The organism is Pueribacillus sp. YX66 (assembly GCF_041725775.1).
In the GTDB taxonomy this organism is placed as follows: domain Bacteria; phylum Bacillota; class Bacilli; order Bacillales; family UBA6769; genus Pueribacillus.
This window is the reverse complement of record NZ_JBEUEL010000010.1, coordinates 24,577-51,513: the sequence shown is the minus strand read 5'-3', so window position 1 is coordinate 51,513 and position 26,937 is coordinate 24,577. Positions and strand designations below refer to the sequence as shown.

Sequence of the window (26,937 nt, the reverse complement as noted above, 5' to 3'; positions counted from 1 at the left end):
TATAGGTGTGACTAAGTGTACTTATCAACCAAACCTCTCCTAGTTAGAACGCAATATACGACCTTCGGCAGAAAGGACTTTGTATTTGTCACGCAAACTCACCTAGTTACACATCGCCTTATATGAAGTTCGTGTTCCTCAAACTGGAGGTTTACCGCTCGCTTCCTTCACAGTTCCCACGTCACCATGGACACCCTTTCGTTAAGCTAACTGTTACATCTGCCTACACAGTTCGGGACTTGCACCTTATTGACTACGTTCATGTTGGGCACACATGCAAGAAGAGCTCGGGGAATCCCCCGAGCTCTTCTTCATTGGCGCCGTATGATGGATTGAACAAGTTGTACTACTTATGAGCAATATTAGAATTTCTAACGCTCTTTCACTTGATTCATACTTCTCCAGAATCCTTTCATCTAAAAGTCGTTCTTCCGACTATTCCTTGTATTTCTTTTACATTTACCAAACTTGCTTTGCTTATTTTGTGTTATAGACAAATTCACTTTATTCGTACCTTCACGAGCGTTCGATATGTTCAAACTACTCAGCTAATAACTATTTTGAATGCCGTGCGAATATTTAATGTTTGGGTATCTCTACTCATGCACCTAATTTATTCATGTGCAAATTTTTCAAGAATGCTTTTTTCAAGTTCCATTTGCTTTTGCTTCTCTTCTGCTTTTTCTCTGCGAACCCATTGGATAAAGACGTAGACAAGAAATGAGCCATAAAGAACTTCTTGAACAACTTTCATAACGACACCACCGAGTCGTTGATCTTCCAAAAGCGGAAGCAACATAAACTGTTCGATCAAATCAGGTGAAACCGTCTGTGTTCCTGGTAAGCATAAACTTAACGCAGTCGCCCATGCAACTGGGTTTGTAAATGTTTCGTAAACCGGAGATCCAGCAAAAATAATCAATGCACAAGCAGGTGTAAGCAATAGCCCATCTAAAAAGATAAGACCGACTCGTTGTAATTCTGAAACTCGATTCCATTCAGGAACAGGAGCAATAATCGTCCACCACATTAAAATGGCCGCAATAAATAATACGGTTTGAAATGCGTCATGCCCCATTTTATGTGCCATTAAAAAATCAAAAATGACGGGAATATGATAAAACGAAAACATGACGTTAAAAAGCACGATCGCTGTGATTGGGTGAGCAAAAACCTTTAAAACCCGTTTAAATGGAATTTTCATAACAATCGCTTTTAAAAGCCATTTCGGAATCCCGAGCAACAGAAGCGGCGGAACGAATAAGAGTGAGACAATCATTTGAATCATATGAATGCTGAACATCAAGTGACCGATAATATATAGCGGTCCGCCATACCCAAGATAAAAAAGAAACATCCCGAGCACAAACAATATTTGTTTATAGAGAGGAACTGGTTCTGATTCTGCAAAACGATATCTACCTTTTCCGATCGCCCAAAAATATAAGCCAGTTAAGCCGATCGTTGCAATGATAAAACCAGGGCTCCATAACGCTTGAAAACCAAAGTGTACATTTAGTTGTTGCCACATCGTAGCTACACCCCTCTAAGGATTACGTTAGTAGCAAACTAACGAATATAGGCGACAAAAAATATTTTGCCGCTAACACATGCTTGTATAAAGTTTATCAAACTATTTACTGCAGATCGAATTTTTAATGACCCATATGCTCGCCTTCATAATCATCTCCATCGGCAGGTTCTTCAACACCCCCAACATTAAACTTCTGTTTCGGCATCGTATGCTTACCTCTTGCAGTTACATGCGGGACAACATAGTAAATCCCAGCTTTCTCAAACGTATACGTCAAAAAATATTTCCCATCACCTTCAAGTTCCCCTTCAATTTTTTCAGAATCTTCTTGTTGACCATGCTCCCAAATTTCAAATAAAACTTCATCAGCATCAGAAACAGGGTCTTCTCCTTCGGTGACTTCAATTTCTATCTTTCCTTCTATCCCTGGCTCAAATGCATCTTCAGGCGTTATTATTTCAACATATAGTTCTTTTAATGCTTGTTCTTCATCTAGACTAGATAATTCATTCTCGTTCGTTGTTCCACAAGCAACGAGCAAAAGTAACGTTGCAACAGAAACAAACACTTTTTTCATTACTTTCTCCTCCTAAGCCTCTTTTGCCCCTTTTAACGTTTTTATATCTTCTACAATCGCATCAGTCGGAACATCGGACACACCGTTGTACGTTTTAATAATTTTATTGCCTTCAACTAAATAGAAGAAGACTCCATGGGTAAATTGATCATCACCTTCGACTGGTGCTGCAAGCGGTGACTTAAACGTCTCTTCTGAAAGTTTTTTAATTTCATCAAATGAATATCCTGTTAAGAAATGCCACGTATCTAAGTTTGCTGCATATTGGTCCGCATATTCCTTAAGCACTTCAGGGGTATCCAATTCAGGGTCAACCGTAAATGACACAATTGGCACTTGTAATCCTTCGTCTTCTAACTGCTGTTGAACTTTCGACATATTAGCTGACATCGGAGGACATACTGAAGTGCAATTCGTAAAAATAAAATCAGCTAACCACACTTCATCTTCCAAATCCGATAAACCAAACTCTTCTTCGCTTTCATTCGTATATGTGAAATCTTTAATAATCCAGTCTTGATCAGCAACATATGACCCTTCTTTCGAAAGGTTTTTTCCACCCCCACCACAAGCTGTAAGTAGCATTAAAACAGCGAACACGAGTAACCATTTACTTTTTCCTATGTTAAACATATGCACTCACACCTTTCACATTTCATAACAATATCATTGACACCATCTAATACTTTTTCAAACAGACAAACCACTCCACGAAACCCTTTAGTTAATAAATTTATTATGCGATCGAGAGCATACCATCTCCTATCGCCTAGTTTTGATTAAGTGATACGATCTCAAACTTAATCTAACACATTTGCTAACTTCTCACAGCTTTCCAACTTGACATTCATGTGAACGGACGACGAACATTAACATTTTTGTCATATATATAATAGTAAGACTTCCACTTTCATTAGCGAGTCTTACTAGAGTTCTAATGTACGCAAACTGCCAAGATTTGTGAGCGGTTGACATAAGATAAATCGATAAAAAATCCACTGTAACGTGACAAGGCATGATATAATAAAAAAATTAGTAGAAAGGATCCAACTAGAAATTTTATTTACTTTTTTTGACCCTTTCTTTTTTGACCACGAAGCAAAAGGAGTGACCGTAAGTGAAATTAATTGAAGTAGAGACGTATGAACAATTAAGCGAAAAAACGAGTGAACTTATTATTAATAAAATAAAAAATGATCCACATACAAAACTCGGTCTAGCAACTGGTAGCACACCACTCGGAGCTTATAAACGACTCATCGCTGATCATACTAAAAATGGCACATCATATGAACATGTTATTACCGTTAACCTTGATGAATATGTCGGACTTGCAGAAAGCCATTCAAGTAGCTATCGTTATTACATGAATGAAGAATTGTTTAACCATATTAATATTAAACGTGAAAACGCTCACGTTCCAGACGGTACAGCAGAAGATTTAGACGAAGAGTGTAAACGGTATGAAGCACTTATCGACAACCTTGGAGGAATAGACCTGCAATTGCTCGGAATCGGTCAAAACGGGCATATCGGGTTTAATGAACCAGGTACCCCGTTCGATTCGGTTACACACGTCGTTGAGTTAACAGAAAATACGCGAAGAGTGAATGGGCGTTTTTTTAAAGACATTGATGAAGTCCCTACGAGGGCAATAACGATGGGAATTGCTTCAATTTTAAAAAGTAAAGAAATTGTTTTACTCATCTCTGGAAAACAAAAAGCTGAAGCGCTACACCGTCTGTTACACGAAGAAATAAGTGAACAATTTCCTGCATCCGCACTTAAAAGTCATCCAAATTTTACAGTCATTTATGATAAAGCAGCCTTGGAAGGGGTGTAAATGTGAATTCGAATGAATTAGCTACTTTTGCGGGCGGTTGTTTCTGGTGCATGGTCGCTCCTTTTGAAGAACAACCTGGAATTATTAAAGTCGTCTCTGGCTATACAGGGGGACATACAGAAAATCCAACATACGAAGAAGTATGCACGAATACAACGGGGCATTTTGAAGCTGTTCAAATTACATTTGAACCGGATGTTTTTTCGTACGAAAACCTGTTGAATATTTTTTGGCAACAAATCGATCCAACCGACGAAGATGGTCAATTTTTCGATCGTGGCTCCTCTTATCGAACAGCAATTTTTTATCATAATGAAAACCAAAGAAAAGCGGCGGAAGCATCAAAAAAAGAACTTGCAGAAAGTGGAAAGTTTGATAAACCCATTGCAACACTCATTCTTCCTGCATCTACATTCTACCCAGCAGAAGACTATCACCAAAATTACCACAAAAAAAATCGTATTCATTACAATCAATACAGAATAGGTTCTGGTCGTGCTGCATTTATTGAAAAGCATTGGGGACGTTAAACGATTTATCGATAGGCTTATTGAAAAAGCTTTTATCATAAAATGACAAAAAGAGGAAAGCATCCTCTTTTTTGTTTTTTTCAATATGTATTCATTTTAAAAAAACTCTTGCAACGCCTTTTGAAGTGTTCCTTTTGTTTCAGCTAAATCTTCGAACGAGGCACCATGTTGAATGAACGTTTGGACTGTATCAGGACGTAAACCAGTAATCATCGGCTTACACCCCATCATGTTCATACCATATAACTCTAATAACGGGAACGGATAAATGCTCGATCAGAACTTGCTGAGTTTTTAATTGATCTTCTTTATAACTAGAGTAACTTAGTAAAGAAGCTACTGAAAAAATCGTCCAACAATTGATTAATTTCCTTTTCTAATGTAAAAAAGTATCCCTATCCATTATTTCGTTTCCAATAAAACAAACAAATTGGTATAAAAACCTCCAAAGAACACTGTGAATCGCTTGAAGCCAATCTAGTTTAAAAGAAACGGCTAAATCATGTTTGCCCAAGCAACACCCTCCTGTTTCGCAAATTCTTCTAATTCATTTAACTTATCTTCAACAACAAGCAAAACTAGTCTCTGAGCATTTGAAAGTAAATCAATATCGCCCACCCGATCGATTTCATCGATTTTTCCTGTGACGTTGACAACTTCTTCTAACAGCTGATCTTGAAATTGCAATCGATTTTCGATAAAGAAATCACAAAGTTTCTCTGTCTTTACAAACTTTGATTCCATTATGCACACCACCTTTTTTGAACGATATTTAAAATTTAGCATTCTAATACAGGAGCAACTATCACCTATCGACTTATCAATCGACAAGCTTTCATGTCAGTCCATCTCTAATTATATTGTGAATATACTGAAAGTTATAATATATTACATAAAAGTAATTTATTTTTAAAAAAGCTGGTGAGTTCCATTCACCAGCCTTACGTTTCTTGCCACAAATAATCAATTGCGTGATTGAAGACATTAATTTGATCGGTAATAAGAAAAATGGGCAAGAACAACAAAGTGAGTAAAACCGTTGCATTTCCAACAAGTACAAACTTTACAGCCCTTTTCACACTAATCATTCTGTTCAACCCCTTTTATCACAATGATGTGTCAATCGTTCGATAATTGTAACATAATTCAAACTTGTCTGAAAACTGTCTTTTTCCGGATTGATTTGATAAGTGAACAATTGTATATAGATCGTGCTGTTGAAATCAACAGCGGTAAGCTTTTTGGGGAAGTTATCGTGAGAAACGGAAAAATTATCAACTGAGGAGTTAATCGAGTACAGTAAACGAACGATCCGACGGCTCACGCTGAAATTGAAGCAATTCGCGAAGCTTGCAAAACACTCGATACGACTGGGCTTTCTAATTGTGAACTTTATGCAAGTGCATCGATGTTCTTTTGTACAATGTATTGGGCTAATTTTAAAACCGCGTACACCCTTACACTATTAACGATGCAGTCAAAGTCGATCCGCACTTTTTTTTAAAACAGCTTACTCTTCCAAAAAAACGAGACCTTCAATATTAACAAATTAAACTAAGTAATGAATCCAAAAAACCATATATACGATGAAAAGAAAATTCGAGATTATATTAAAAATTTATTACTATAATATAATTATTGCCCGCAAATAAAATATTTGATTTAACTATATTCATTTTAAAAATATCCTATTATCGTAAGTTTATATTACATATTTATAAAAAACTATCAAACATCAAATATTGCGGTTAATACCTATATGTAAAATATATAAAAATATCAAGCTCCATTAATTAACAGTATTAATGTTCTAAATATATTGACAATTTTGGATAAATATTATAGTTTTATAGATAAGGATTATATATCCTAATAATACTTTAAGGAGGGCTTACTTTGATTAGGACTTTAAACTTAAGATGGTCGGTTGTTGTATTCATGGTCGTGACTGTCTGTTTGCTTCTATTTTTCGCTTCAATACCCAAACATGCCTCTGCAGAAGAGCGCAATCCTGTCGTTTTCGTCCACGGTTATACAGGGAATGATTGGAACTTCATCTCCCTTATGAACTACTTAAAAAGGCAAGGGTGGCCAGACAGTCACGTATCGGCGATTCAATACTCCAATAATCTCGGAAGTAATGTAAATAATGCACATGAACTTTCTGCTTTTGTTGACAATGTGCTAGCAAGAACTGGGGCAGATAAAGTGGACCTTGTTGCACACAGCATGGGCGGACTTAGTACACGATACTATATCAAAAATTTAGATGGTGGCAGCAAGGTTGCGAATCTCGTTACAATCGGTTCACCTCATCAAGGAACGTATAACGCAGTTTGGGGCTCAGCAACTGCTGGCGCACGTGAGATGATTCCTGGCAGCTTATTTCTGCTCAGACTAAATGCAGGCGATGAAACTCCAGATGGTACAGATCCAAATAACCCTATCTTATATACGACAATATACAGCACTGGCGATACACTCGTTCCTACTTACCGGACAACACTTGATGGAGCTCGCCGAGTTCGCGTCATCGGAGTAAGTCATATCGGCTTGTTAACGAGCAGCACTGTAGAAAGACATGTTCTTGACGCTCTTAATGGTGGAGGTCTTAACGACAACTAATACAAACAAAAAAGCGAGGAACTGAATGATCATTCCTCGTTTTTTTCTTTCCGCGGAAAAAATGTATAGGAGAGCGAAATAATTCCATCAATAATGAGAACGATGAACCATGCTCTCACTACTTGATTTAACTTTACATCCTCATAAGCGCCAAGCGCTTCGTCCTCCAACCATGTTCGATAAAATTCAAACGCAAACCATTCATCTACAGAAAATTGATCACGGGTCCCGAATAGATAGAAAAAAGCAATTTGTGCTACTACAAACATCACGACATGCATATACCAACCGTATCGTTCATGTCGTGCATGTTCACATCCATACTTTGGCGGTGACTTGACAGAAATTTCTAGTTCCGCCTCACCTTTCCATTTTACGACTTTTCTTTGAATGTAAGCATCAAGTCGTCTAAAGTCAGAAACCCCAGCAGTAATTGCATAAATAACGGTAATCACAATAATGAATTGAAAAATCGAAAATTCTCCTGTTGATTTGTAATCTATCCATCCCAAGTAAGCGTCTGCAAGCACACTTGCAACAAAAAATGGCAAGATCCAAATACTCATTTTTCGCAAGCCAAGTACATAACGAAGAAATACAAATAAAACGATACAGAGCCAGAAAACGATTTCAATCGCGATAAACAATTCCCACAAATGTTGATGCACAAACTCAACCATATTTTCGATTCCCCCTAGCAATAAACGATTAATCAAACGTACATTTGAACTTTTTCTAGCTCTGTGATATCCTCTCAGCACTGAAGTACTAAGTCCTATAAGACTTCGAAAAGAGGTAACGACTCAATCACATAGAAGCATAAAAAAGCTATGATTCAATGTGTCTATTCAATAAACGGAACAAAATCCATTAGAATAGGATTCACAACGAGCAAAGCCAAAATCGGCACTCGACAAGCTTCATTAAAGTTGACGCTTATCCATACTAAATTTCTGATAACAATCGCACTAATGACAATATAACTTCAATCAATAAAACGTGTTAAAATTATATCATCATTCTTATAAGTCTTATTCCGATATGTGCATTAAAGTCTTTATCTAAGATGGTCATTCAACTCCTTTGATACTTGTTTGAGCACCGTATTATCCAACTTGCCATAATACACGCCATCAATAAATTCCTCTGTCATTCCTTCAGATAAGTGAAACGTTTCGAATTTCTTTTCATTCCCATCTTCTACGAGCACTTTCATTTTTTTAAAAGAAAGATTCGATGTAATGTGTTCAGAAGCGGCGTTTATTTCTGAAGTGGTTTCATGCTCCTTTAGTTTCCTAATTACAGCTTGTAACACATTCACTTGTCGTTTCTCTCTTCCGATTTCGCCATCAGATATCGATTCCCTTTCTCGTAACAAATCAAAAACTTTCTCTCCATCTAAATGATTGTTGCCTTCATGTTCATAATCAATTCCGCCTAAGGAATCGATAATTTCAACGAAGCCTTGCGTTTCGACAACTGCATAATAATCAATCGGGACGCGCAACAATTTTGATACCGTTGTCATGACAGCTTCCGGGCCTCCTCCATAAGCATAGGCGTGCGCCAATTTGTCCTTTATAATCATGTCTCCCTCTGCATCAACGATCGATACGTAGCTATCTCGTGGAATCGATACTAATTTTATACTCTCACTATTTTGATTGTACGATGCTAGAATATTCACCTCTGTTCGATTTCCCGGGTCTTTTCCCATTAGCAAAATTGAAAATCCATCCCTATTTTTTGAAGCTAATTCATTTTCTTGATCAAAGGAAAGCAGCGGTGTTAAAAAACTGATGAACATGATGAACAGTACGCTTGCAGTTAACACTTTTCCAATATGTAGCCGGAAAAATGAGGGCTTATCGTGTTTTTGCTTTTTTAGTTTTGAAAAGACCTTTTCACGATCTTGTTTCGTAAATTCAAGTTCCTCATCGTCAAAACTAGCAAACATTGAACTTATTTCCTTATCATCCATATATTTCCGCCTCCTTCACTTTTAGTTTTAATCGTTGCCTTGCCCGCCTTAAGCGTGTTTTTACCGTATTTTCTTTCAAACCCGTCGCCTCTACAATTTCCTTAATTGATAGAGAATGATAATAATAAAGCAAAATGACTTCACGATATGAACGAGGGAGAGCGTCGACAAGCATTTTTAGCTGTTCATTATTTGTTTTTTCAACGACAGCTTTTTCAGTAGTTAAAACTAATGACTTTGACATTTCTTCCACCGTTTGCACTGCTTTTATTTTTCGATAATGCCAGCTTTTCAAATAATCTTTACATTCATTGATGGCTATTCGATAAAGCCATGTTTTGACTGAAGCGTAGTAACGAAAACGCTCGACATGTTCATAGCATTTAATGAATGTATTTTGAATTAAATCTTTTGCAGTTTCTTTATCTCGAACATACGTGTAAGCGAGTCGAACAAGTTCATCTCCGTACTCGATCATGAACGTTTCAAGTAATCTATCTTTGTCATGCTTATCCATCCTATCCCCCCTCCTGCACCACTCTACTCGTTTGACGAGGCAGGTCACTGTTATGTTTCACTTATTTCAAACATAAAAAGGTGCACCAGTGTAACCTGATGCACCCGAAGGTTATGCCGCTCCATTTCGCTCAAGAAGTGTCTTTTCACTCGGAAGAAATAACGTAATCATTGCTGCGACAACCGGTATAATAACAAACAAATCAAATATGAATTCAACACCATAATGATCTGAAATCCACCCCATAAACGTCGCACCTACTCCACCTGCTCCGACAGCAAAACCAATCATAAGGCCAGATGCAAGTCCGATATTATTCGGAAGCATCATTTGCCCATAAACGACAGTAACAACAAATGACGAAAGCACAAAAAATCCGAACAATACTAGAATGATAATCACCCAAATACCACTGACATGCGGGAGAAGCCATGCAAATGGAATTGTTAAAAACATCGAGCCGAATAAGATCCATTTATGGCTAAAGTAGTCAGAATACCTACCTCCGATATACGTTCCAACTGCTCCAGCTCCTAAAAATAAAAACGTATACACATCTGCAACTGCGAGCGATATGTTTTGTTGAATATAATAAAAAGGCAAAAATGCAGCAACGCCAATTTGTGTCCATGAGCGAAGCATAACAACTAGCGTTAATCCAACTAAACCAACGATATGCCGTTTACCAGCAAATTGGCTCTTTTTCTTTTGGCGATCTTTTTCCAAACTCTCACGATACCAAGGCATAATGTTCAAAATAAGCAAGCTGCCGACAAACCCAAGCAATGCAAACCAACCTAATCCTTTAATCCCAGTTGCTAATAAAAAAAGAGGAATCATAAGCGGGCCTACTGCTTGCCCGAAGTTTCCGCCAACTTGGAAAATGGCTTGTGCAGCTCCTTTCGCATTTCCTGCTGCCAAATGTGCCCCGCGAGACGCTTCAGGGTGAAAAATACCTGAACCTAAACCAGACAACGCAATCATGAGTAACAACAACGCATACGAGTTAACAAACCCTGATAAAGCTAAACCGAACCCAGTTAGCAACACACTAAATGGTAAATACCATGATTTCGGATATTTATCGGTAAACATTCCGAATAACGGTTGCATAATCGAGGATGCAAGAGTCGAAACGAGCATAATGACGCCCGCTTGCGTATACGATAAATGAAACGCTTCTTTATATAATGGTAAAAGTGCTGGGACAATCCCTGTCGTCATTAGATCATTAATAAAATGGGTCGATCCAATACTATACAGTTCTTTTTTAGCAGCGACTTGCTTCTTTTGTTTTTTCTGTTTCACTGCAGCTTCCACGTAAAACCCCATCCTTTTCTTCCTTCAATTCTTTCAGTATATCATTAGGACGGACTTTTCCGCGAGAGGTTCGCGCTGCCTATTTAATCAAACGTTTGTTTAACACCTAAATGACACGACTAAAAACGCTTTCGAATATCTTTATCCTCACTGCTCTCAACAAGCTGACTGGCTTAGTGTTACTGTTACAAATGTAGTTTTCGTCACTATCAGTTCCCAAGGAAAAGGAATTACCGGTATTATGTAATTCCTTTCATGTAAGATTTATGTGTCAGCCCACTTGCAGTATTCAATGCAATCATACACATCGTATATCGGTCTGCAAGTGTGCTTGGTATATATGTTCTGGAACATTTTAGATGAGCATACAATTCTTACAACTGTTCACTGTGTCTATGATACTTACACAAACCATTTTTAGAATATCGGCTGTTTCTTGGGATAAATGGATAAGAAAATCCTTATGGTGAGTAAGCTTCTACTAGGCTTACATAACAGTTGGATCAGTATAAGTAGAACCCGATGTACCCGGGTATCTAAATCTTAGCAACATTCGCTATCAATAGGTTCTAGTTCCTATACTTTTTATTCCCATCATTTCTTATGGCTACCCTTCTAAATAAAGCTACTGAAGATGGTCAATATGTATACAGTAATTCTAGAACCAATGCTATTATCCACAGTTCTTATGTACAATTCTGGTGTTTTTCTTAATAGCACGACAAGTTAGGAGCAAAGTTTACCTCATCACATATTTGCCTTATAGGAACTTAATCCCCTCTCCTATTCTTTGAAAATAAGAGAGGGGATTTCTTACTACTTTTTATAAAAAATTCGTGACATGACAAGTCCAACAGCACCTAATCCGATAAAAAGCGCTGCACGAGTGGGGATGGATAAGTCCGGCAAATCGATAATGACAACTTTCATAAGTGTCATAAATACTAAAACAATTGCAGAAATTCGCAACGGCTTATATTGACGCATAACCCCGACAATGAGCCCGATTCCGGCATAAACGATCCAAACGACAGAAGCTGTAATATGCCGAGCTTGTAAAGTCCAATTCTCCGTCGCTACATATGAAACATTCGTAATAAAAATCAAGCTTCCGAGAGCAATGAGCAAATAGAAGACAGCATTTAATACCGGCTCATCAATATTCCAGTCAAACAATTTATTGAATTTCTGTTTGTGTTCTCGGATTAGCCAATTTAATGTGTACAGCGTTCCTAAACCGATTATCCACGTAAATGACCCGATTGAAAACACACTTTGAATGCCTTCAATGAGCAAATATAAAGCTGAAAAAGCTCCGATAATATAGACAAGCAATCCCGATAAAAGTTGCAATCGCGACAACGTCTTTAGCCCGATATAAATCGCGACAATTCCTTGCAGCATGAGGATAGGTGGAAGCCATTCACTATACTCAAGTGTTGACATAAAAAACAACAAAAGTGAAAACGTCGCGAGTGAGAGAAAAACTGGTTGCTTGTCTTTTTTCCGTTCCCAGTAAAGTGCAGATAATATGACGTACAAAAGAAAGAAACCAAGTAAGATAAGTCCGTATCCATCAATCGAAATCATCGATTGAAACCAAAATATTGTAGCAATAAACGTGGCAAACAACAGACCCATTTGATGCTTCATAAAGTGATTCGAATAATGATATGTAGCCAACAGCAACAAATGTTGAACGAGAGCACCGATTACCCACACTTTTTCTTCGTTTGCCACTCTTATATGACCAACTAATAAATACGTAATCAATAATATAATTTGTAATAAAACTGCGGACGTGTAGTACAAAACGAGATAGCGTTTCCGAATCGCATACATTAAAAACAAACTGTACAGTATCACTTCATACCCGACAAGAAACACGATATTCGGGCTAACACTCTTCACTAAAAACGGAACGAGTACTCCGACAATGGCAGATAAAACAGCTAATGGCTGCGACTGATGTCGATGGGACAAATACATGCCAAGTGCAAGCCAAATTACATTTAACATAAACGCAAATGTAGTCGGGATAAAACCGTATAACATATGCATTGCGAACGTCGTCAAAATTAATACCGCAACAGAGCCTGCAAGCAATACGTGTCCAAGTGCATTGCGACTTTTCTTCGTTTCTCGTTCTCCAAAAAACAAAAATGCCCCCGAAGCAACAAACCCGATGATGACACGAACTTGTTCATTCAAATAGCCACCTTCAACCGCTGCCTTAAATCCCCAAATCACACCGATTAAAAGCACAAAAATAAAAATTCGTGGCAACCAGACTTTTCCAATGAGATGTTCTAAATCAAGCTCTTTTTTATTTTTTGCTTCCAATTGTGACTTCCCAAGTTGTATACTTGGTTGTGGCTGTATCGAAACTGATTCTCTTTTTTTCTTTATCTGTTCCGGTTTTTGTTGTCTCATTTCTATTTGCTGGACAGGTTGCGTTGTTGTTCGTATTTGAGAGCGTAACAAGCGAACTTCTTTCTCGAGTAATTCGACCCTTTTTTCCAAATCAGAAATTCTCGTTTGTTTTTCCACTTCACTCATCCTTATCATGTACATTCCTACTCATACCGTAATATTTAACTTAATGAAAAATTCATGTTTTTTTAAATATTTTGTATGAGTAAAATGCGTAAACATATTCCCTTCAAATCATGCTTGAAGAGAATATACGAGCAAACAAAAACCCGCTAGGAGCTATAAGCACAAAAAAGACTCTCTTTTTATTTGATTAAGTTTGCATAAGAGAGAGGATCTCTATGAAATAAACTACCATAAATTTACCAACAATAAAAGGGACTTACGTTCGGTGAAGTGCTCAAAGATTCTAGGAAGGAAGAGGTAAATATGAAATTTTTATCCCTTAATAAGAAGCGACTTTATTAAACGTCAAAGCCCTTGACGACGAGGTTTTGCTTGATTTCGACATCAATACATAACTATGCCAGATTTATAAAAAAGTAGACGACACCATAAGATGTCGCCATCAATTAAATTATTGTAAACTTTCATCAATTTCTTTAATCATTTCCTTTACGGATACGAATCCTCCGCCAGAAAGGTACCAATAACTCGGATCAAGGTAAACGATATTTCCCTCTTTATACGCTTTTGTATTTTTCACTAATTCGTTTTCTACAACTTGTTTTGCAGATGATTCTTCACCAATCGCAGCGCCCCGATCGATAACGTATAAGTAGTCGGGATCCTTTTCAACAATATATTCAAATGAAATGCTTTGGCCATGTGTTGAATCTTCGATACTTTCATCTACAGGTTGCATTCCAAAGACGTCATGAATGAGTCCAAAGCGAGAGTTCGGTCCGTATGCACTCACTTTACCTTCATTCGCAAGAACAATTAGCGCATTGACTTCGCTTGCAGAAGCTTTTTCATTTAGAGCTTGAATAGACTCATCGATTTCGGCAAGCTGTGCATCAACTTCTGCTTCCTTTTCAAAAATTTCCCCTAACGTTTTCATATTCCCTTTAAATGATTCAATATAGTTTGCTGTATCAAGTTGCATATAGATAGTAGGTGCAATTTCTGCAAATTGATCATAAAGGTCTGCCTGGCGTCCGGAAATAATGATTAACTCTGGTTGAATTTCTGCAATTTTCTCAAAATCAGGCTCTTTTAAACTACCAAGATTTTCATATGTTTCATCTTCATATTTTGATAAGTATGGAGGAATTACCATTTTCGGCAAGCCAGAAACCTCTACACCCAGTTCATTAAGTGAATCGAGAATTCCAAAATCAAAAACGACAATCTTTTCTGGATTTTTCTTAACGGATGTTTCTCCGAGTTCATGAGTGATCGTAACCGTCGTATCGCCTGCAGACTCCTCTGTATTTTCGCCATCATTGTTACTACCACAAGCCACGACAAATAATGCCAATACAGCCAATAGAATGTATAAACTTACTTTTTTCATTTTTTCTTCACCTCGAAACAGTTTATTTTATTTTATTTTTAACAAATAATTTTCCCCTTTTATGTATATGTCCACATTCCCCCTTTCAATGAAATGAAAACGATAATCGTTCTCAATAGGTTTTCTTTTAAAAGCTTTGCTCACAAAATAATCTGTAAGCAAAGCTTTCTTTCTAAGCGAAATAGACGCAAATTTTGTTGCAGTTTCGATCTTCTTGGATTTGCATATCCATATCGTAAATTTCACGTAGCACTTCGCGATTAATCATTTCAGCCGTTGACCCTTCTTTGACGATTTTTCCATCTTTAAGTGCAACGATATAGTCAGAATAAACCGAAGCAAAGTTAATGTCATGAATGACGATGATGACTGTCTTTCCAAGCTCATCAACTAAACGTCGCAACGTTTTCATAATTTGCACAGAATGTTTCATATCTAAGTTATTCAACGGCTCGTCAAGTAAAATATATTCTGTATCTTGCGCGATGACCATTGCGATATAAGCACGCTGTCTCTGGCCTCCACTTAATTCATCAAGGTATTTATGTTGGATATCTTCTAGCTCCATATAATGAATCGCTTCGTCAACGTGCTCCCAGTCTTGTTCTGTTAATCTTCCTTGCGAATATGGGAACCGACCGAAAGAAACGAGCTCACGAATCGTTAATTTTAAATTAATATGATTCGATTGCTTTAAAGTCGAGATTTTTTTTGCAAGCGTATTATTTTTACATTTTCTTATATTTCGACTATCAATGTAAATCTCACCTTCATCATTTTCAATTAGACGGCTAATCATGGACAGTAGTGTACTTTTACCAGCACCGTTTGGTCCGATAAAAGAAGTAATTTTTCCTTTTGCGATCTTCACAGAAACATTTTCAATCACTTTTTTCTCGCCATATTTTTTTGAAACACTTTTTACCATTACCATGATTTATTCTCCTTTAGCAATAAGTAAATAAAATAAACACCGCCGACGAAGTTTAAAATAACGCTTAATGTCGTTGAAAACGTAAAAATTCGCTCAACAACGAGTTGACCGCCAACGAGAGCAATAATCGCAATAAAGATCGAGCTAATAATTAAAAACGAATGACGGTACGTTTTTAAAAACTCATATGTCACATTGACGACGAGAAGACCTAAAAAAGTAATCGGGCCGACGAGTGCTGTCGCAATTGAAATTAAAATCGCAACAACGATAAGAAGTCTTTTCACAACATAGTCATAATCAACGCCTAAGTTAACCGCGTGCTCTCGTCCTAATGCCAATACATCCAGATATTTCATAAATGGTACAAAGTAAAGCGTGACAAGAACAATTAAAATACTTGCAACGAGAAGTAAGTCTGTTTTTATGTTATTAAAGCTAGCAAACATGCGGTCTTGCACAATTTGGAACTCATTCGGATCAATTAACACTTGCATAAACGAAGAAAAACTTTCAAAAAACGTGCCAAAAATAATTCCAATTAATAAAAGAAAATAGATATTTTGGTCATTACGCTTAAATAAAATTTTATACAACAATAGAGCGAATACGACCATAATCCCAACTGTCATTAAAAAATGAACATTGTTGTTCATCATAGTTAAGGTCGTTGAGCCAAGTAAAAAGACGATGACGGTTTGGATAAGCAAGTAAAGTGAATCAAACCCCATAATATTAGGCGTCAAAATGCGGTTGTTCGTAATCGTTTGAAAAATAACAGTCGAGAACGCAATTGCACCGCCAGTCAAAACAATAGCAAGAACCTTCGCCGTCCTTTTGGACAAGATATACTGCCAATTTGTTCCGACATCATAGAATAGAAAGGCGAGAATGAGCAGAACGGATAACACACCGAGTACAACTGTTTTCGATTTATAGCCCATATGCCCTTCTCCTCATCAGAAGATAAATAAAAATCCCGCTTCCTATGACGCCAACTGTTAAACTAATTGGTATTTCAAACGGATAAATGATAACACGGCCGAGAATATCACAAAACAATACAAAGACAGCACCGAGTAACGCGGTATGCATCAAGCTGTTACGCAAATGATCTCCTTGGTAGATCGTAACGATATTCGGAATGATTAAGCCTAAAAACGGAATCATTCCAACTGTTAGCACAACCGATGCGGTAACGAGTGCAACGATCGTTAAGCCAATGTTAACAACTTGTCGGTAGTTCAAGCCTAAATTTTTTGAGAAGTCTTCACCCATCCCAGCGATCGTAAACTTATTTGCAAATAAGTACGCAACAATCATAAGTGGGATACTAATGTACATTAATTCAAAACGACCTTTCATAATCATTGAGAAATCCCCGAGTAACCATGTTGCCATATTTTGAATAAGATCATGTTTATACGCAAAAAAGGTCGCAATCGAATTAACAATATTACCAAACATTAGACCGACAAGTGGGATGAAAATAGCATCTTTAAATTTAATTTTTTCTAAAATCTTCATAAATATGAACGTGCCGAGTAATGCAAACACAAATGCAACGAGCATTTTCTGTAAAGAACTTGCTGATGCAAACAACAACATGGAGATGAGAATCCCGAGCCTAGCCGAATCCATCGTACCTGCCGTTGTTGGTGATACAAACTTATTTCTGCTTAACTGCTGCATAATTAATCCACTAATGCTCATGCTTGCGCCTGCAATAATGATACTAATGAGCCGTGGAAGCCGACTGACAAGTAAAACTTGCACTTGATTATCGTCCAAACGAAATAAGTCAAAAATTGAAATTGACGTTACCCCTATAAATAAAGAGCCGATTGACAAAATAATCAGTGCAAATACTAAATAGCGAATTTTCATTGCACGTTTCCTTTTTTACATAGTTGCAAGTAGCTTCATTTTACAATTGTAGCCATTGAGATACAATAGAGATAAATAAGCCCTTGTCAAAAGAGACTGGTAGAGAAAAGGGGGCACCAACTCTCCAGCCTCGCAATAAATGAAAACTATTCTCAATTAAAATGATAATGAATCTCATTATCACTGTCAATACTTTTAATAAAAATATTTTGATGGAGTGAACAAACTGTGAAGGAAACGATCCAATCTGTGTCTGAACTCATACGCGACAGACGTTCAGTCAAATCAGGCTACATTCAAAAAGAAGTGGACAAGGAATTGATGATCTCATTGTTGAACGACGCCGCATGGGCTCCAAACCACGGACTTCGTGAGCCTTGGCGCTTTATATTTATCTCCAACGATCGAAAAGAAGCATTTCTCGATTCAATTTTAACTTGTTTACCAAAAAGCCAACATGAACAAATGTTGAATAAATTTAAAGACGTTCCAGCATTTCTTATCGTCATCATGAAAACAGACCCACGTCAAAAACAATTTGATGAAAACTTCGCTGCAACGAGTTGCTTCATTCAAAACTTGCAACTACTTGCTTGGGAAAAAAAACTCGGGATGGTTTGGAAAACGCCTAATTTTATTTATGATCCGAGATTTTACGCAGAACTTGATGTCGACAAAGACGAAAAAATTATCGGGATGTTGCAAATCGGATACTTCGATAAAAACGCTCGAATTCCAGAGAGAAAACGAACAGATATTAGAGAAAAACTCACATATTTTTAATTTCAAAATTAAACAGCAGCCCCATGGGCTGCCTTTTTCATTTCCAACCAAGTACTTTATCTTCGATTTTCCGAAAACAGTTAAGTGCCATTTGAAAGACACGACTGAGACGCTCTTGTTGCTATCTAACAAGCAAGAACGCAATAAGGGCAACAAGTACACCACTGACAACGTCAAATGGATAATGAACCCCAACATACACTCTTGAAAGTGCGAGTAAAAATGCTAAAAAAGCGCCGCAGCTCCATACTTCTATCTTCTCCACCAGAGTGCAAACGCAATTGCAAATGCCCCGCTGCATGATTGCTCAGAAAAGACGTACTCTCTTCCGATTTATCAATGAGCAATGAAACCGACTCATTTACAAATGGACGTTCACGGAAATAGACCAACTCAATGAGATTTTTGATGACGGATCGGCGCATTTCTAGCTTATTTTTCTTTGAAAACCAAATGATAAACAAAATGAAAACAAAGAGAATCGATCCGTAATTTGTAAGATAAATAAAAAAAGTGTCTAGGACGGTTGACTTTTCGGCTAAACCATTAATGAACTGTAGTAGTTTTATATCCATAATCGATGAATACTTCTCTCCCTAATCTCCATGTTCTTTCATTCTTAACTGCTGTGTCGCAAACGTACGGTATTTCTCGTGTGTTGCATAGAGTTCTTCGTGTGTTCCGACACCCGTTAACTTCCCTTGATCTAAAAATAAAATCTGGTCGGCATCAACGACTGTTGACAAGCGGTGCGCGATGACGAGTGTCGTACGCCCTCGCATCAAATTTTGCAACGCTTTTTGTACGTAAATTTCCGACTGGCTGTCTAAACTTGAAGTCGCCTCATCAAGCATTAAAATTTTTGGATTACGCAACAATGCTCTTGCAATTCCGATTCGTTGTCTTTGTCCTCCTGACAGCTTCATTCCTCGTTCCCCGACTTCTGTTTCATATCCATCAGGAAACGAGCCGATAAATTCATCAGCGTATGCCATTTTTGCTGCGTTACGAAGAGCTTCTTCATTCACTTCTTCCTCAAGGCCGTAACAAATATTTTCACGTATCGTCCCAGCAATAATCGGGCTTTCTTGTGAAACATACCCGAACAGACGGCGCCATGAACGCAAGGAAAACCGATGGATTGGTGTTGTTCCAAAATAGATCGTTCCTTCATTTGGTTTATAGTACCGTTCAAGCAAAGCAAACAGCGTCGTTTTCCCACTCCCACTCGGTCCAACAATTGCGGTTGCTTTCCCTTGTTGAATTGTAAAATTTAAATCTTGCAAAACATACTGCTCGTTTTCATATCCGAACGTTAATCCTTCAGCGACAATCGGTAAATCGGTCTCTGTCACCTCGACACCTGATACAAAGTCTTCCTCTGGATGTTCTAGCGTACGAATAATTCGTTCTGTCGCTCCTTTTGCCTTTTGCAATTCCGTGAAAAACGTAGAAAACTGTACCATCGGCATCATAATTTGAAATAAATATAAAATAAATGCGACAAGATCACCAGGGGTTAGAGCACCAGACGACACCCTCACACCACCATATCCGATAATGACTACAAGTAGTGCCATTAATACGAACGAAACTAACGGAGAAATGAGGGCCTGTACTTTCCCTTCTCTTAAACCGAAACGAAACAAATTACGAATTCCTTCCTGTCCGTTCGCTTTTTCTATCCTTTCTGCATTTGATGCTTTCACAAGACGTATTTCTGAGAGCACTTGGCTAATTGTCGTCGTGAACGCGGCTGTTTCGTCTTGTAAACCTTTCGAAATTTTATACATTTGTCCGCCGAGCGGAAAAAGAATAAATAGCGTAAGCGGGGCCGCCGTTAGCATAATCAAGGTCATTTTCCAATCAAGATATAACAAAATGGCAACTGACCCGATAATGGAAATAATCCCGGTAAAAAAATTCGTCACATGGTCGGTAATTAAATTTTTCAAAACTCCGGTATCATTTGTCATGCGGCTAATCATATCTCCTGTTCGCGTTCGATCATAATATGGAACAGGCAAACGAAGAAATTTCGTCCACAGGCGTTTGCGCAACTCAGCCACAATCCCTTGTCCTACATAGTTTAAAAGGTAAATTGAGAAGCCATTTGCAACTGCTTGTGCGACGAACGCAATAGCAAGGATAACGATCGTCATTTGATGAAAAGACGTCATCGAAAAACTATCAACTAAATTTTTCGTAAAAAGTGGGATAATTAAACCGCCTAATGTTGCGGTAACACTGAGCAACAATGCGACAACGAGTCGCCACTTGGATGGTTTTGTTTGCTTAAGCAAATCGATAAACTTCTGCCAATCCCCTTGCTTATTTACTCGCATCAATATCTCTCCTAGACGTAAGCAACAACAGTATTTATCATCTTACTTGAAAAGAAATCGACCTTCATCTTGTACACGAAGATCCGTTTACGAAAACCTTCTTCCTGTATTTCGCAGAAAAAAAGGGTTCGAGAATATAACTCCTCCGAAAAGGGAAGGTATAATATTTGGCGACTCCTGTTGAAGTTGCTTCGTCACTTGATAGGCATCAATTAGACATGGTATCGCCGTATATGATCCTTCATCGGAAAATATGGACCCTTGCGTCAACATCTTAAACAGCTAAAGGCCGTGCGATGAGCTTACGCTTAAACTTCGCTTTCCTTTGGAAACCTTATGAAAGCTCGACACTTTAATGCCAGGCGGATGTCACAAGATGTTCATTCCTCCATTACTTATTCCAGCTCAGCTAGTAGCCTAATCACTTTTTCTGACGCTTTTTGTAAATCTTCAAACGCTTGCTGAGCATGGGTAATATCCCCTTTTTCATAAAGCTTTATCGCTTTTTTCGCATATTCATGAACATCTTTATGCGGTTGCTCAAGTTGTACATACGCCGCTTGACTCGTAATGTTTTCAGGCAATGAACTATAATACCATTTACCAAAACGACATAACTTATAGGAAGCGACTTCTTCATGATTAAGTGTTTCTAATCCTAAAAGAACGTTATACACTTTCCATTTCCAGAGAAGATGATCCGTTTTTGCAATTTTAATAATATCTTTGTCATTTAACTGAATATTCGTTTCAAAGTATGTATTCCGATATTGCTCAAGCTGTTTACTTAAATGAAAAATGACTTCAGCTGTTGTTGTTGCAACCTCGTGTGAACTATTGCTTAACTCTGAGATAATCGCATTTCGCTGGGCAATCTCGTCTACTGCTGACGTTTGTTCTTCTGACATCGCCGCGATTTGTGACGTCGATTCGTTAATTTCTTGCATCGCGTGTACAATCTTATCTAATGCCTCATCTGCAATAGCAGCCCCAGACACACTTTTTTCAATCAACTTTTCCGTATCATGCATTTGCTCTGTCACTAGTTTTGACACGTGCTGAAGTGACTCCATATTATCCGTAATATGTAACGTTTGTTCCTTCGTATGCTCTGCAAGTTTTCGTACTTCATTCGCAACAACGGCAAATCCTTTCCCATGTTCTCCTGCCCGTGCCGCTTCAATGCTCGCATTTAATGCTAGCAAATTCGTTTGATCGGTTATTTGCCGTATCATTTCAACAACTTCATACGTCTTGTCAATTTCATCGTTCAACTTGCCCACTTGAGCGACGACTTGATTGTACACATTACCCACTTGCTTAATATCTTGCAGTGTATCGTTTACAACTTGCTTACTTTCTTCCGCAGAACTGACCGCATCATCTGTACCTTCCGCCACTTTGGACGCATGTGTGGCCACTTCTAAAATCGATGCACTCACCTCTTCTGTTGCACTTGAAACACTGTGACTCTCATCATTCATATTGTCCATAGCGTCCATAAGCTGCTTCGAGGTCTCAAGCTGACTAACTTCATTTAATGTATTTGAAATACCAAACAGAAATGATTTAAACGTATCTGCCATGTACACTTCAACAATGAGTTGCTGATCGAAAGCGGCAAGCTTTTGAATCGCAAGCACCGTTTCAAGCATTCGATTCGGCTGTGAATATAAATGTTCCATCACAATCGCAGTCATCGCTTGAATTAACAGATGGTGTGCTGAAATAAAATGCTCGGCGGTTAAATGAATCCGACTATGCACTTCACCAACGATAATTCTCGTCTTTACATAATCTTCATTCACATCCGCTTGGAGAAATTGCTCTAAATAAATCGCCATCGTCTGCCTTAATCGTTCTACTGTTGAATGTTGAGCAATAATCTCATTTAACAGTTCAACCGAAGTAATTTTTTCATAAAATTGATTCACAATCTCATCTTTATGAGGTGAAATAATCGGGTACGCATCACGTATATACTTCAGCGTTTCGTCATAGATCCCTAAAAATGTTAAGCGATTCGTTATTTGCTCGTCTACATTCGTCACTTTTCTTCCTTGCTTATTAATATACTCGACCCAATGATTCGGTTTTTTTGTAAAAATACTCATTCGTTTCCTCCCATTTCAATAAAACGTTCAAAGTTTTCTTTTGAAAGTGGCTTGCTAAATAAATAACCTTGTCCAAGCTTACAACCATCTTCATTTAAAACTTTCAGCTGCTCATTTAACTCGATTCCTTCAGCTAATACTTCCATTCCTAACGTATCAGCAAGAGTTAAAACAGCTTTAACAATCGCTTTACTTTCCTCATTTTCATGGATATCACGAATAAACGAAGCATCGATTTTTAACGTATCCACAGGTAAATGTTTAATATAACTAAATGAACTATACCCCGTACCAAAATCATCGATCGAAATATGTACACCTAAGTCGCGAATATCTTGAAGAATACTCGGAGCATCTTCAATATCAGCAAACACACTTTCTGTCACTTCAAGTTCAAGCCATTTTGGATCTAATTTTGTATCGGTTAATATTCGTTTAATTTTCTCAACAATATTCGGATCTTCTAATTGCTTTACAGATAGATTGACAGAAATTCGTAACGGTGGGAATCCTTCCTCTTGCCACATTTTGTTTTGTTCACACGCATTCCGCAATACCCATTCCCCAATTTGCGAAATTAAGCCCGTTTCTTCTGCTAATGGAATGAATTTAAGCGGTGGAATGACACCTAAATCAGGATGTCGCCATCGCAACAACGCTTCCATACCAATCATTTTACCTTCAACAAAATCAAACTTCGGCTGATAATCAATATAAAATTGTTCACTGTCTATCGCTTTGCGCAACTCGTTTTCTAGCAAAACGTGCTCTAACGATTTATCTTCCATCTCCCGTGTAAAAATCGCATACTCATTTTTTCCTTGCCCTTTAATTGCATAGAGAGCCGTATCTGCATTTAAAAGCAACTTTTCTGCTTCTGTTCCGTGATCAGGAAATAGAGCAATTCCAATACTGCATGATAACGTATATTGTTGCTTATTTCCTACTTCAACCGGGTCATCAAAACAGTTGCGGAGCTTTTCAGTGAAAGCTGCCACATCGTCAGCACCATTAATATTTTTTAGCATGACAGCAAACTCGTCACCGCCTAAACGTCCGATTAAATCATCGGAACGTAAAATACTTTTAATCCGATTAGCTGCAACGGTAAGAATGTAATCACCCGCTTCATGTCCCCACGTATCATTTACATATTTGAACCGATCAAGATCTAAAAACATAACAGCTAACTTCCCAGACGAATGCCTCGCCATAGCTACTTCTTCTCGTAACTGCTTCATAAACATTCTTCGGTTCGGTAAGTCCGTTAATGCATCGTGAAACGCTAAATGATAAATGTGCGTTTCTTTCTTTTTGCGTTCTGTAATATTGCGCATGACGAGGATAACATATTCTTGATTTCGAGCTACACTTATTGTCGCTTCCACATAAATATAACTATCATTAGACTTCCGCATTCGAAACTCAAGCTGACAAGACAGTCCGCGCTTTATCTTGTTAAACACTTCCGCGCGATCATCATCATGTATATAATCTAGAAAATTACTAGACTCCAAATCCGATTGACTAAAATGCAAGATCGTTTCATGAGAAGGCGACGCATACACATAATTTCCATCAAAATCAACCATCGCGATTAAATCCGAAGAATTTTCCGCAATAAACCGGTACATCCGTTCACTTTTATTCACTTGCTCTTCCATTTGTTTACGAGCTGTAATGTCGTTTCGAATCGAAATGTACTGATACGGTTTCCCCCTTTCATTCAAAAACGGGATAATCGTCGTATCAACCCAATAAAACGAGCCATCTTTCGCTTTGTTGCGAATCTCTCCGCGCCAAACTTGACCGCGCCCAATCGTAGCCCACATCGTTTTAAAAAACTGTTTTGAATGATAGTTCGAATTTAAAATTCGATGATCTTGCCCAAGCAGCTCAGAACGATTATATTTCGAAATTTCACAAAACTTGTCGTTCGCATATAAAATCAAGCCTTTCTCATTCGTAACTGCAACGATGGACGCTTGATCTATCGCATATTTTATATCCGCTAATTCTTTTACAACTATTTCCAATTGGTCATCGTTTTCTCCACGTAATCTGTAATCTTGATTAAGGTTCTTCATACTTTCTCCTAATCATTATATTAACCGTTCTTACAATAAGATCGGTTGATTCTCATTGTTCTGAATAGACTAAAAGTTATAAGCCAAAAGAATTAATCGTTCTTGACATCATTCTACTAGCTTCGATTGTCCTTGTCCATTTATTTCAATTTCACGATTCGATAGATAGAAATACCTATCGTTCCAAACAACAGAATAAAAAAAACTGGCATCATCCAACTGCCAAACCCCATTTTTTTATAAGCGTTTAATACAATATCAACATGCAAAAACGTTAGCATCATCGAAATTTCAAAATTAATCAATACGAGCATTCGTCTCGCCTCTAAATAGACCCTAGCTGCATTTTCTTTAGTAATTTTTACAGGGTAATTCAACATGTGTGGGGCTTTACCTAATAAAAAGGTCAGTTTAAAAACAAAAAAACCGACAATCGGAAGGATTAAAATACTCGCTTTTCCACCCCACCGATCAGCGTCACCGAAAATATTAAAATGAATAGGTATTTTATCAGGCAAATCGTTCCAAGAAAGAATGGATAATAACAGCATCAATCCAACGAGAATAAAAGAAAAAATGTGTAAACTTTTTTCTAATTGTGTTTTCGGAATTTCTAAAACAGGACGTTTACTCATAAAAATAAATCCCTCTCTTTCATTAGATCCGATATTGTAACTCTCGCAATTTGAACCAAATGATACGGTAAGTGCTATCGCTACCGCTCCGGCACAATGCTTCGCTTTACGCATGCACGGGATGAGCCTCCGCCGTACAGAAAGTACAAATATCCGTGACATCACAGGACGTGACAGTTGTCACCGACCTCGCTCATACCTCGCTACGAGGTCTTCGGACTCGTGCTGTTCCTGCTGGGGTCTACGCATTCTGCCTACGCTAGCCGATGCTATCTAACGTTCACTAGTTTTTAACTAACTTTCTCTTGTGTGATTACTTGTATATACATCGTTGATTGTAGCGCAGGGCAGTCGACTCCAGCAGGATGTGGCAACGTTTGGGACTGTGACCCGTAAGGATTTGCGTTAGTACATCCTGTACGTCGAAAAATCCCGCTGGAAGTCGTTCTTTGCTTTCGATGCAAGTTAAGTACGTGACATCCTGTCACAACACCTACACTTGCACGTTCTATGCTTCGGAAGTCAAGACGTTGCCCACGGAAAGCGACTACCTGAAGCGAAAATCAACATAACACTTACGTTTCAGTTTATAAATTTTGTATTGAAACACCTATCTTACATAATAGCAAAAATTCACTTTAAAAATACAAATCAAGGCTAGTCGGTGAAAGTGAACAATAAAGAATTATCGGTTATTTGCTAGGTAAAGAAATTTAATCAAACGTTTAATTAACATAAAAAAACAATGTACATATGCATTGGTTGCATGTACATTGTCCGTATTTTATTAAGATTGTTTTTGTTCGCCATCCGTTAACGTCAAAAATAAAAAGAGAAAGAAACTGACAAGTAAAATCGTTCCGCCAACAATATAAAAAATTAAGTTAAACGTTTCAGACAAACCAAATGGCTGAAAATATTGCATCCACATCCCTATCGTTAAACCAATTGAACCGATAATCGCTGACCATACATGTAGCTTTGCGAGCGTACTTACTTTACGATAAAACACTTTGTAGTAAACGGCCCACGCAAATAAACTTAGCCACCCGACGACTAAAATATGAGCATGAATCGGGCGAAAAGCAAGCGAACCAGCACCTGCCATATGCGCTCCTAAAAATGCACCGATGACTGCAAACAAGGCTGAAAACCGAAGTAACGTCTGACTATAATTGTTCATTCATCTCTCTCCCTACGAATCATTTATTTCATTACATCGTAAGCGTCCATAAACGATCGCTAATTATAGCTCGTGTTATAAAGCTTATTC

At 37.8% G+C, this 26,937-nt stretch carries 25 protein-coding genes; 4 read left to right on the top strand and 21 right to left on the bottom strand.

The genetic code is table 11. The features are described from left to right. Nucleotides 1-613 precede the first annotated feature (613 nt). The 3 genes from ctaG to ABU914_RS06475 all read right to left on the bottom strand — a co-directional run bounded on the left by ctaG (nucleotide 614) and on the right by ABU914_RS06475 (nucleotide 2,744). Nucleotides 614-1,531, bottom strand: coding sequence for a cytochrome c oxidase assembly factor CtaG (gene ctaG / locus ABU914_RS06485; RefSeq protein WP_379668919.1), 918 nt, complete (start codon nucleotides 1,529-1,531; stop codon nucleotides 614-616). A 124-nt stretch (nucleotides 1,532-1,655) separates the two neighbouring features. Further along, entirely contained in the window at nucleotides 1,656-2,111 is a 456-nt protein-coding gene (locus tag ABU914_RS06480; RefSeq protein WP_379668918.1) for a FixH family protein, read from the bottom strand. A 12-nt stretch (nucleotides 2,112-2,123) separates the two neighbouring features. Further along, nucleotides 2,124-2,744 (bottom strand): SCO family protein, encoded by a 621-nt coding sequence (locus tag ABU914_RS06475; protein WP_379668917.1) that lies wholly within the window; start codon nucleotides 2,742-2,744, stop codon nucleotides 2,124-2,126. Between the two features lie 484 nt (nucleotides 2,745-3,228). On the opposite strand from ABU914_RS06475, the gene nagB reads away from it, so the two are divergent. Beyond that, the gene (nagB, locus tag ABU914_RS06470; protein ID WP_379668916.1) at nucleotides 3,229-3,954 is read left to right on the top strand and encodes a glucosamine-6-phosphate deaminase; all 726 of its coding nucleotides are present in this window, start codon (nucleotides 3,229-3,231) and stop codon (nucleotides 3,952-3,954) included. Nucleotides 3,955-3,956: 2 nt separating this feature from the next. Next, a complete protein-coding gene (msrA, locus tag ABU914_RS06465; RefSeq protein ID WP_379668915.1) occupies nucleotides 3,957-4,484 on the top strand; it encodes a peptide-methionine (S)-S-oxide reductase MsrA in 528 nt (175 codons plus the stop codon). A gap of 495 nt (nucleotides 4,485-4,979) precedes the next feature. Here msrA and ABU914_RS06460 read toward each other — a convergent pair whose 3' ends face one another. Next, nucleotides 4,980-5,228: a hypothetical protein gene (locus ABU914_RS06460; protein WP_379668914.1), complete on the bottom strand. Its 249-nt coding sequence runs from the start codon at nucleotides 5,226-5,228 to the stop codon at nucleotides 4,980-4,982. 197 nt (nucleotides 5,229-5,425) lie between these two features. After that, nucleotides 5,426-5,572: a hypothetical protein gene (locus ABU914_RS06455; protein ID WP_379668913.1), complete on the bottom strand. Its 147-nt coding sequence runs from the start codon at nucleotides 5,570-5,572 to the stop codon at nucleotides 5,426-5,428. A gap of 808 nt (nucleotides 5,573-6,380) precedes the next feature. Here ABU914_RS06455 and ABU914_RS06450 point away from each other — a divergent pair. Next, nucleotides 6,381-7,109, top strand: a complete 729-nt coding sequence (locus ABU914_RS06450; RefSeq protein WP_379668912.1) for an esterase/lipase family protein — start codon at nucleotides 6,381-6,383, stop codon at nucleotides 7,107-7,109. A 29-nt stretch (nucleotides 7,110-7,138) separates the two neighbouring features. Here the strand turns inward: ABU914_RS06450 and ABU914_RS06445 are convergent, their stop codons facing one another. The 9 genes from ABU914_RS06445 to ABU914_RS06405 form a co-directional block, all read right to left on the bottom strand. Next, nucleotides 7,139-7,789: a hypothetical protein gene (locus tag ABU914_RS06445; protein ID WP_379668911.1), complete on the bottom strand. Its 651-nt coding sequence runs from the start codon at nucleotides 7,787-7,789 to the stop codon at nucleotides 7,139-7,141. 377 nt (nucleotides 7,790-8,166) lie between these two features. Beyond that, on the bottom strand, nucleotides 8,167-9,090 hold the full coding sequence (locus ABU914_RS06440; protein ID WP_379668910.1) for an LCP family protein: 924 nt from the start codon (nucleotides 9,088-9,090) through the stop codon (nucleotides 8,167-8,169). Continuing rightward, on the bottom strand, nucleotides 9,083-9,607 hold the full coding sequence (locus tag ABU914_RS06435; RefSeq protein WP_379668909.1) for a sigma-70 family RNA polymerase sigma factor: 525 nt from the start codon (nucleotides 9,605-9,607) through the stop codon (nucleotides 9,083-9,085). Before ABU914_RS06435 ends, ABU914_RS06440 begins: the two co-directional genes overlap by 8 nt. Nucleotides 9,608-9,718: 111 nt before the next feature. Then, nucleotides 9,719-10,939: an MFS transporter gene (locus tag ABU914_RS06430; RefSeq protein WP_379668908.1), complete on the bottom strand. Its 1,221-nt coding sequence runs from the start codon at nucleotides 10,937-10,939 to the stop codon at nucleotides 9,719-9,721. Nucleotides 10,940-11,743: 804 nt separating this feature from the next. After that, nucleotides 11,744-13,495, bottom strand: coding sequence for a DUF2339 domain-containing protein (locus ABU914_RS06425; RefSeq protein WP_379668907.1), 1,752 nt, complete (start codon nucleotides 13,493-13,495; stop codon nucleotides 11,744-11,746). 442 nt (nucleotides 13,496-13,937) lie between these two features. Next, nucleotides 13,938-14,879, bottom strand: coding sequence for a siderophore ABC transporter substrate-binding protein (locus tag ABU914_RS06420; protein ID WP_379668906.1), 942 nt, complete (start codon nucleotides 14,877-14,879; stop codon nucleotides 13,938-13,940). A 172-nt stretch (nucleotides 14,880-15,051) separates the two neighbouring features. Then, nucleotides 15,052-15,813, bottom strand: a complete 762-nt coding sequence (locus ABU914_RS06415) for an iron ABC transporter ATP-binding protein (RefSeq protein ID WP_379668905.1) — start codon at nucleotides 15,811-15,813, stop codon at nucleotides 15,052-15,054. Further along, nucleotides 15,807-16,757 carry an iron chelate uptake ABC transporter family permease subunit gene (locus ABU914_RS06410; RefSeq protein ID WP_379668904.1) on the bottom strand — a complete coding sequence of 317 codons (951 nt, stop codon included), beginning with the start codon at nucleotides 16,755-16,757 and terminating at the stop codon, nucleotides 15,807-15,809. The genes ABU914_RS06415 and ABU914_RS06410 overlap by 7 nt, the downstream gene beginning before the upstream one ends. Next, nucleotides 16,747-17,700, bottom strand: coding sequence for an ABC transporter permease (locus tag ABU914_RS06405; protein WP_379668903.1), 954 nt, complete (start codon nucleotides 17,698-17,700; stop codon nucleotides 16,747-16,749). Before ABU914_RS06405 ends, ABU914_RS06410 begins: the two co-directional genes overlap by 11 nt. Nucleotides 17,701-17,928: 228 nt before the next feature. Here ABU914_RS06405 and ABU914_RS06400 point away from each other — a divergent pair, with 228 nt between their 5' ends. After that, the gene (locus ABU914_RS06400) at nucleotides 17,929-18,483 is read left to right on the top strand and encodes a nitroreductase family protein (RefSeq protein ID WP_379668902.1); all 555 of its coding nucleotides are present in this window, start codon (nucleotides 17,929-17,931) and stop codon (nucleotides 18,481-18,483) included. Between the two features lie 121 nt (nucleotides 18,484-18,604). Here ABU914_RS06400 and ABU914_RS15495 read toward each other — a convergent pair whose 3' ends face one another. The 7 genes from ABU914_RS15495 to ABU914_RS06370 all read right to left on the bottom strand — a co-directional run bounded on the left by ABU914_RS15495 (nucleotide 18,605) and on the right by ABU914_RS06370 (nucleotide 26,847). Continuing rightward, on the bottom strand, nucleotides 18,605-18,685 hold the full coding sequence (locus ABU914_RS15495) for a hypothetical protein (RefSeq protein WP_483880145.1): 81 nt from the start codon (nucleotides 18,683-18,685) through the stop codon (nucleotides 18,605-18,607). After that, nucleotides 18,657-19,058 (bottom strand): phosphatase PAP2 family protein, encoded by a 402-nt coding sequence (locus tag ABU914_RS15490; RefSeq protein ID WP_483880146.1) that lies wholly within the window; start codon nucleotides 19,056-19,058, stop codon nucleotides 18,657-18,659. The genes ABU914_RS15495 and ABU914_RS15490 overlap by 29 nt, the downstream gene beginning before the upstream one ends. 21 nt (nucleotides 19,059-19,079) lie before the next feature. Beyond that, nucleotides 19,080-20,828, bottom strand: coding sequence for an ABC transporter ATP-binding protein (locus ABU914_RS06390; RefSeq protein ID WP_379668900.1), 1,749 nt, complete (start codon nucleotides 20,826-20,828; stop codon nucleotides 19,080-19,082). 395 nt (nucleotides 20,829-21,223) lie between these two features. Next, complete coding sequence (locus ABU914_RS06385; protein ID WP_379668899.1) at nucleotides 21,224-22,942, bottom strand: methyl-accepting chemotaxis protein; 1,719 nt, start codon at nucleotides 22,940-22,942, stop codon at nucleotides 21,224-21,226. Further along, nucleotides 22,939-25,029 carry an EAL domain-containing protein gene (locus tag ABU914_RS06380; protein ID WP_379668898.1) on the bottom strand — a complete coding sequence of 697 codons (2,091 nt, stop codon included), beginning with the start codon at nucleotides 25,027-25,029 and terminating at the stop codon, nucleotides 22,939-22,941. The genes ABU914_RS06385 and ABU914_RS06380 overlap by 4 nt, the downstream gene beginning before the upstream one ends. 140 nt (nucleotides 25,030-25,169) lie before the next feature. After that, on the bottom strand, nucleotides 25,170-25,778 hold the full coding sequence (locus ABU914_RS06375; RefSeq protein ID WP_379668897.1) for a DUF1648 domain-containing protein: 609 nt from the start codon (nucleotides 25,776-25,778) through the stop codon (nucleotides 25,170-25,172). A 673-nt stretch (nucleotides 25,779-26,451) separates the two neighbouring features. Continuing rightward, complete coding sequence (locus ABU914_RS06370; protein WP_379668896.1) at nucleotides 26,452-26,847, bottom strand: hypothetical protein; 396 nt, start codon at nucleotides 26,845-26,847, stop codon at nucleotides 26,452-26,454. Nucleotides 26,848-26,937: the final 90 nt, after the last annotated feature.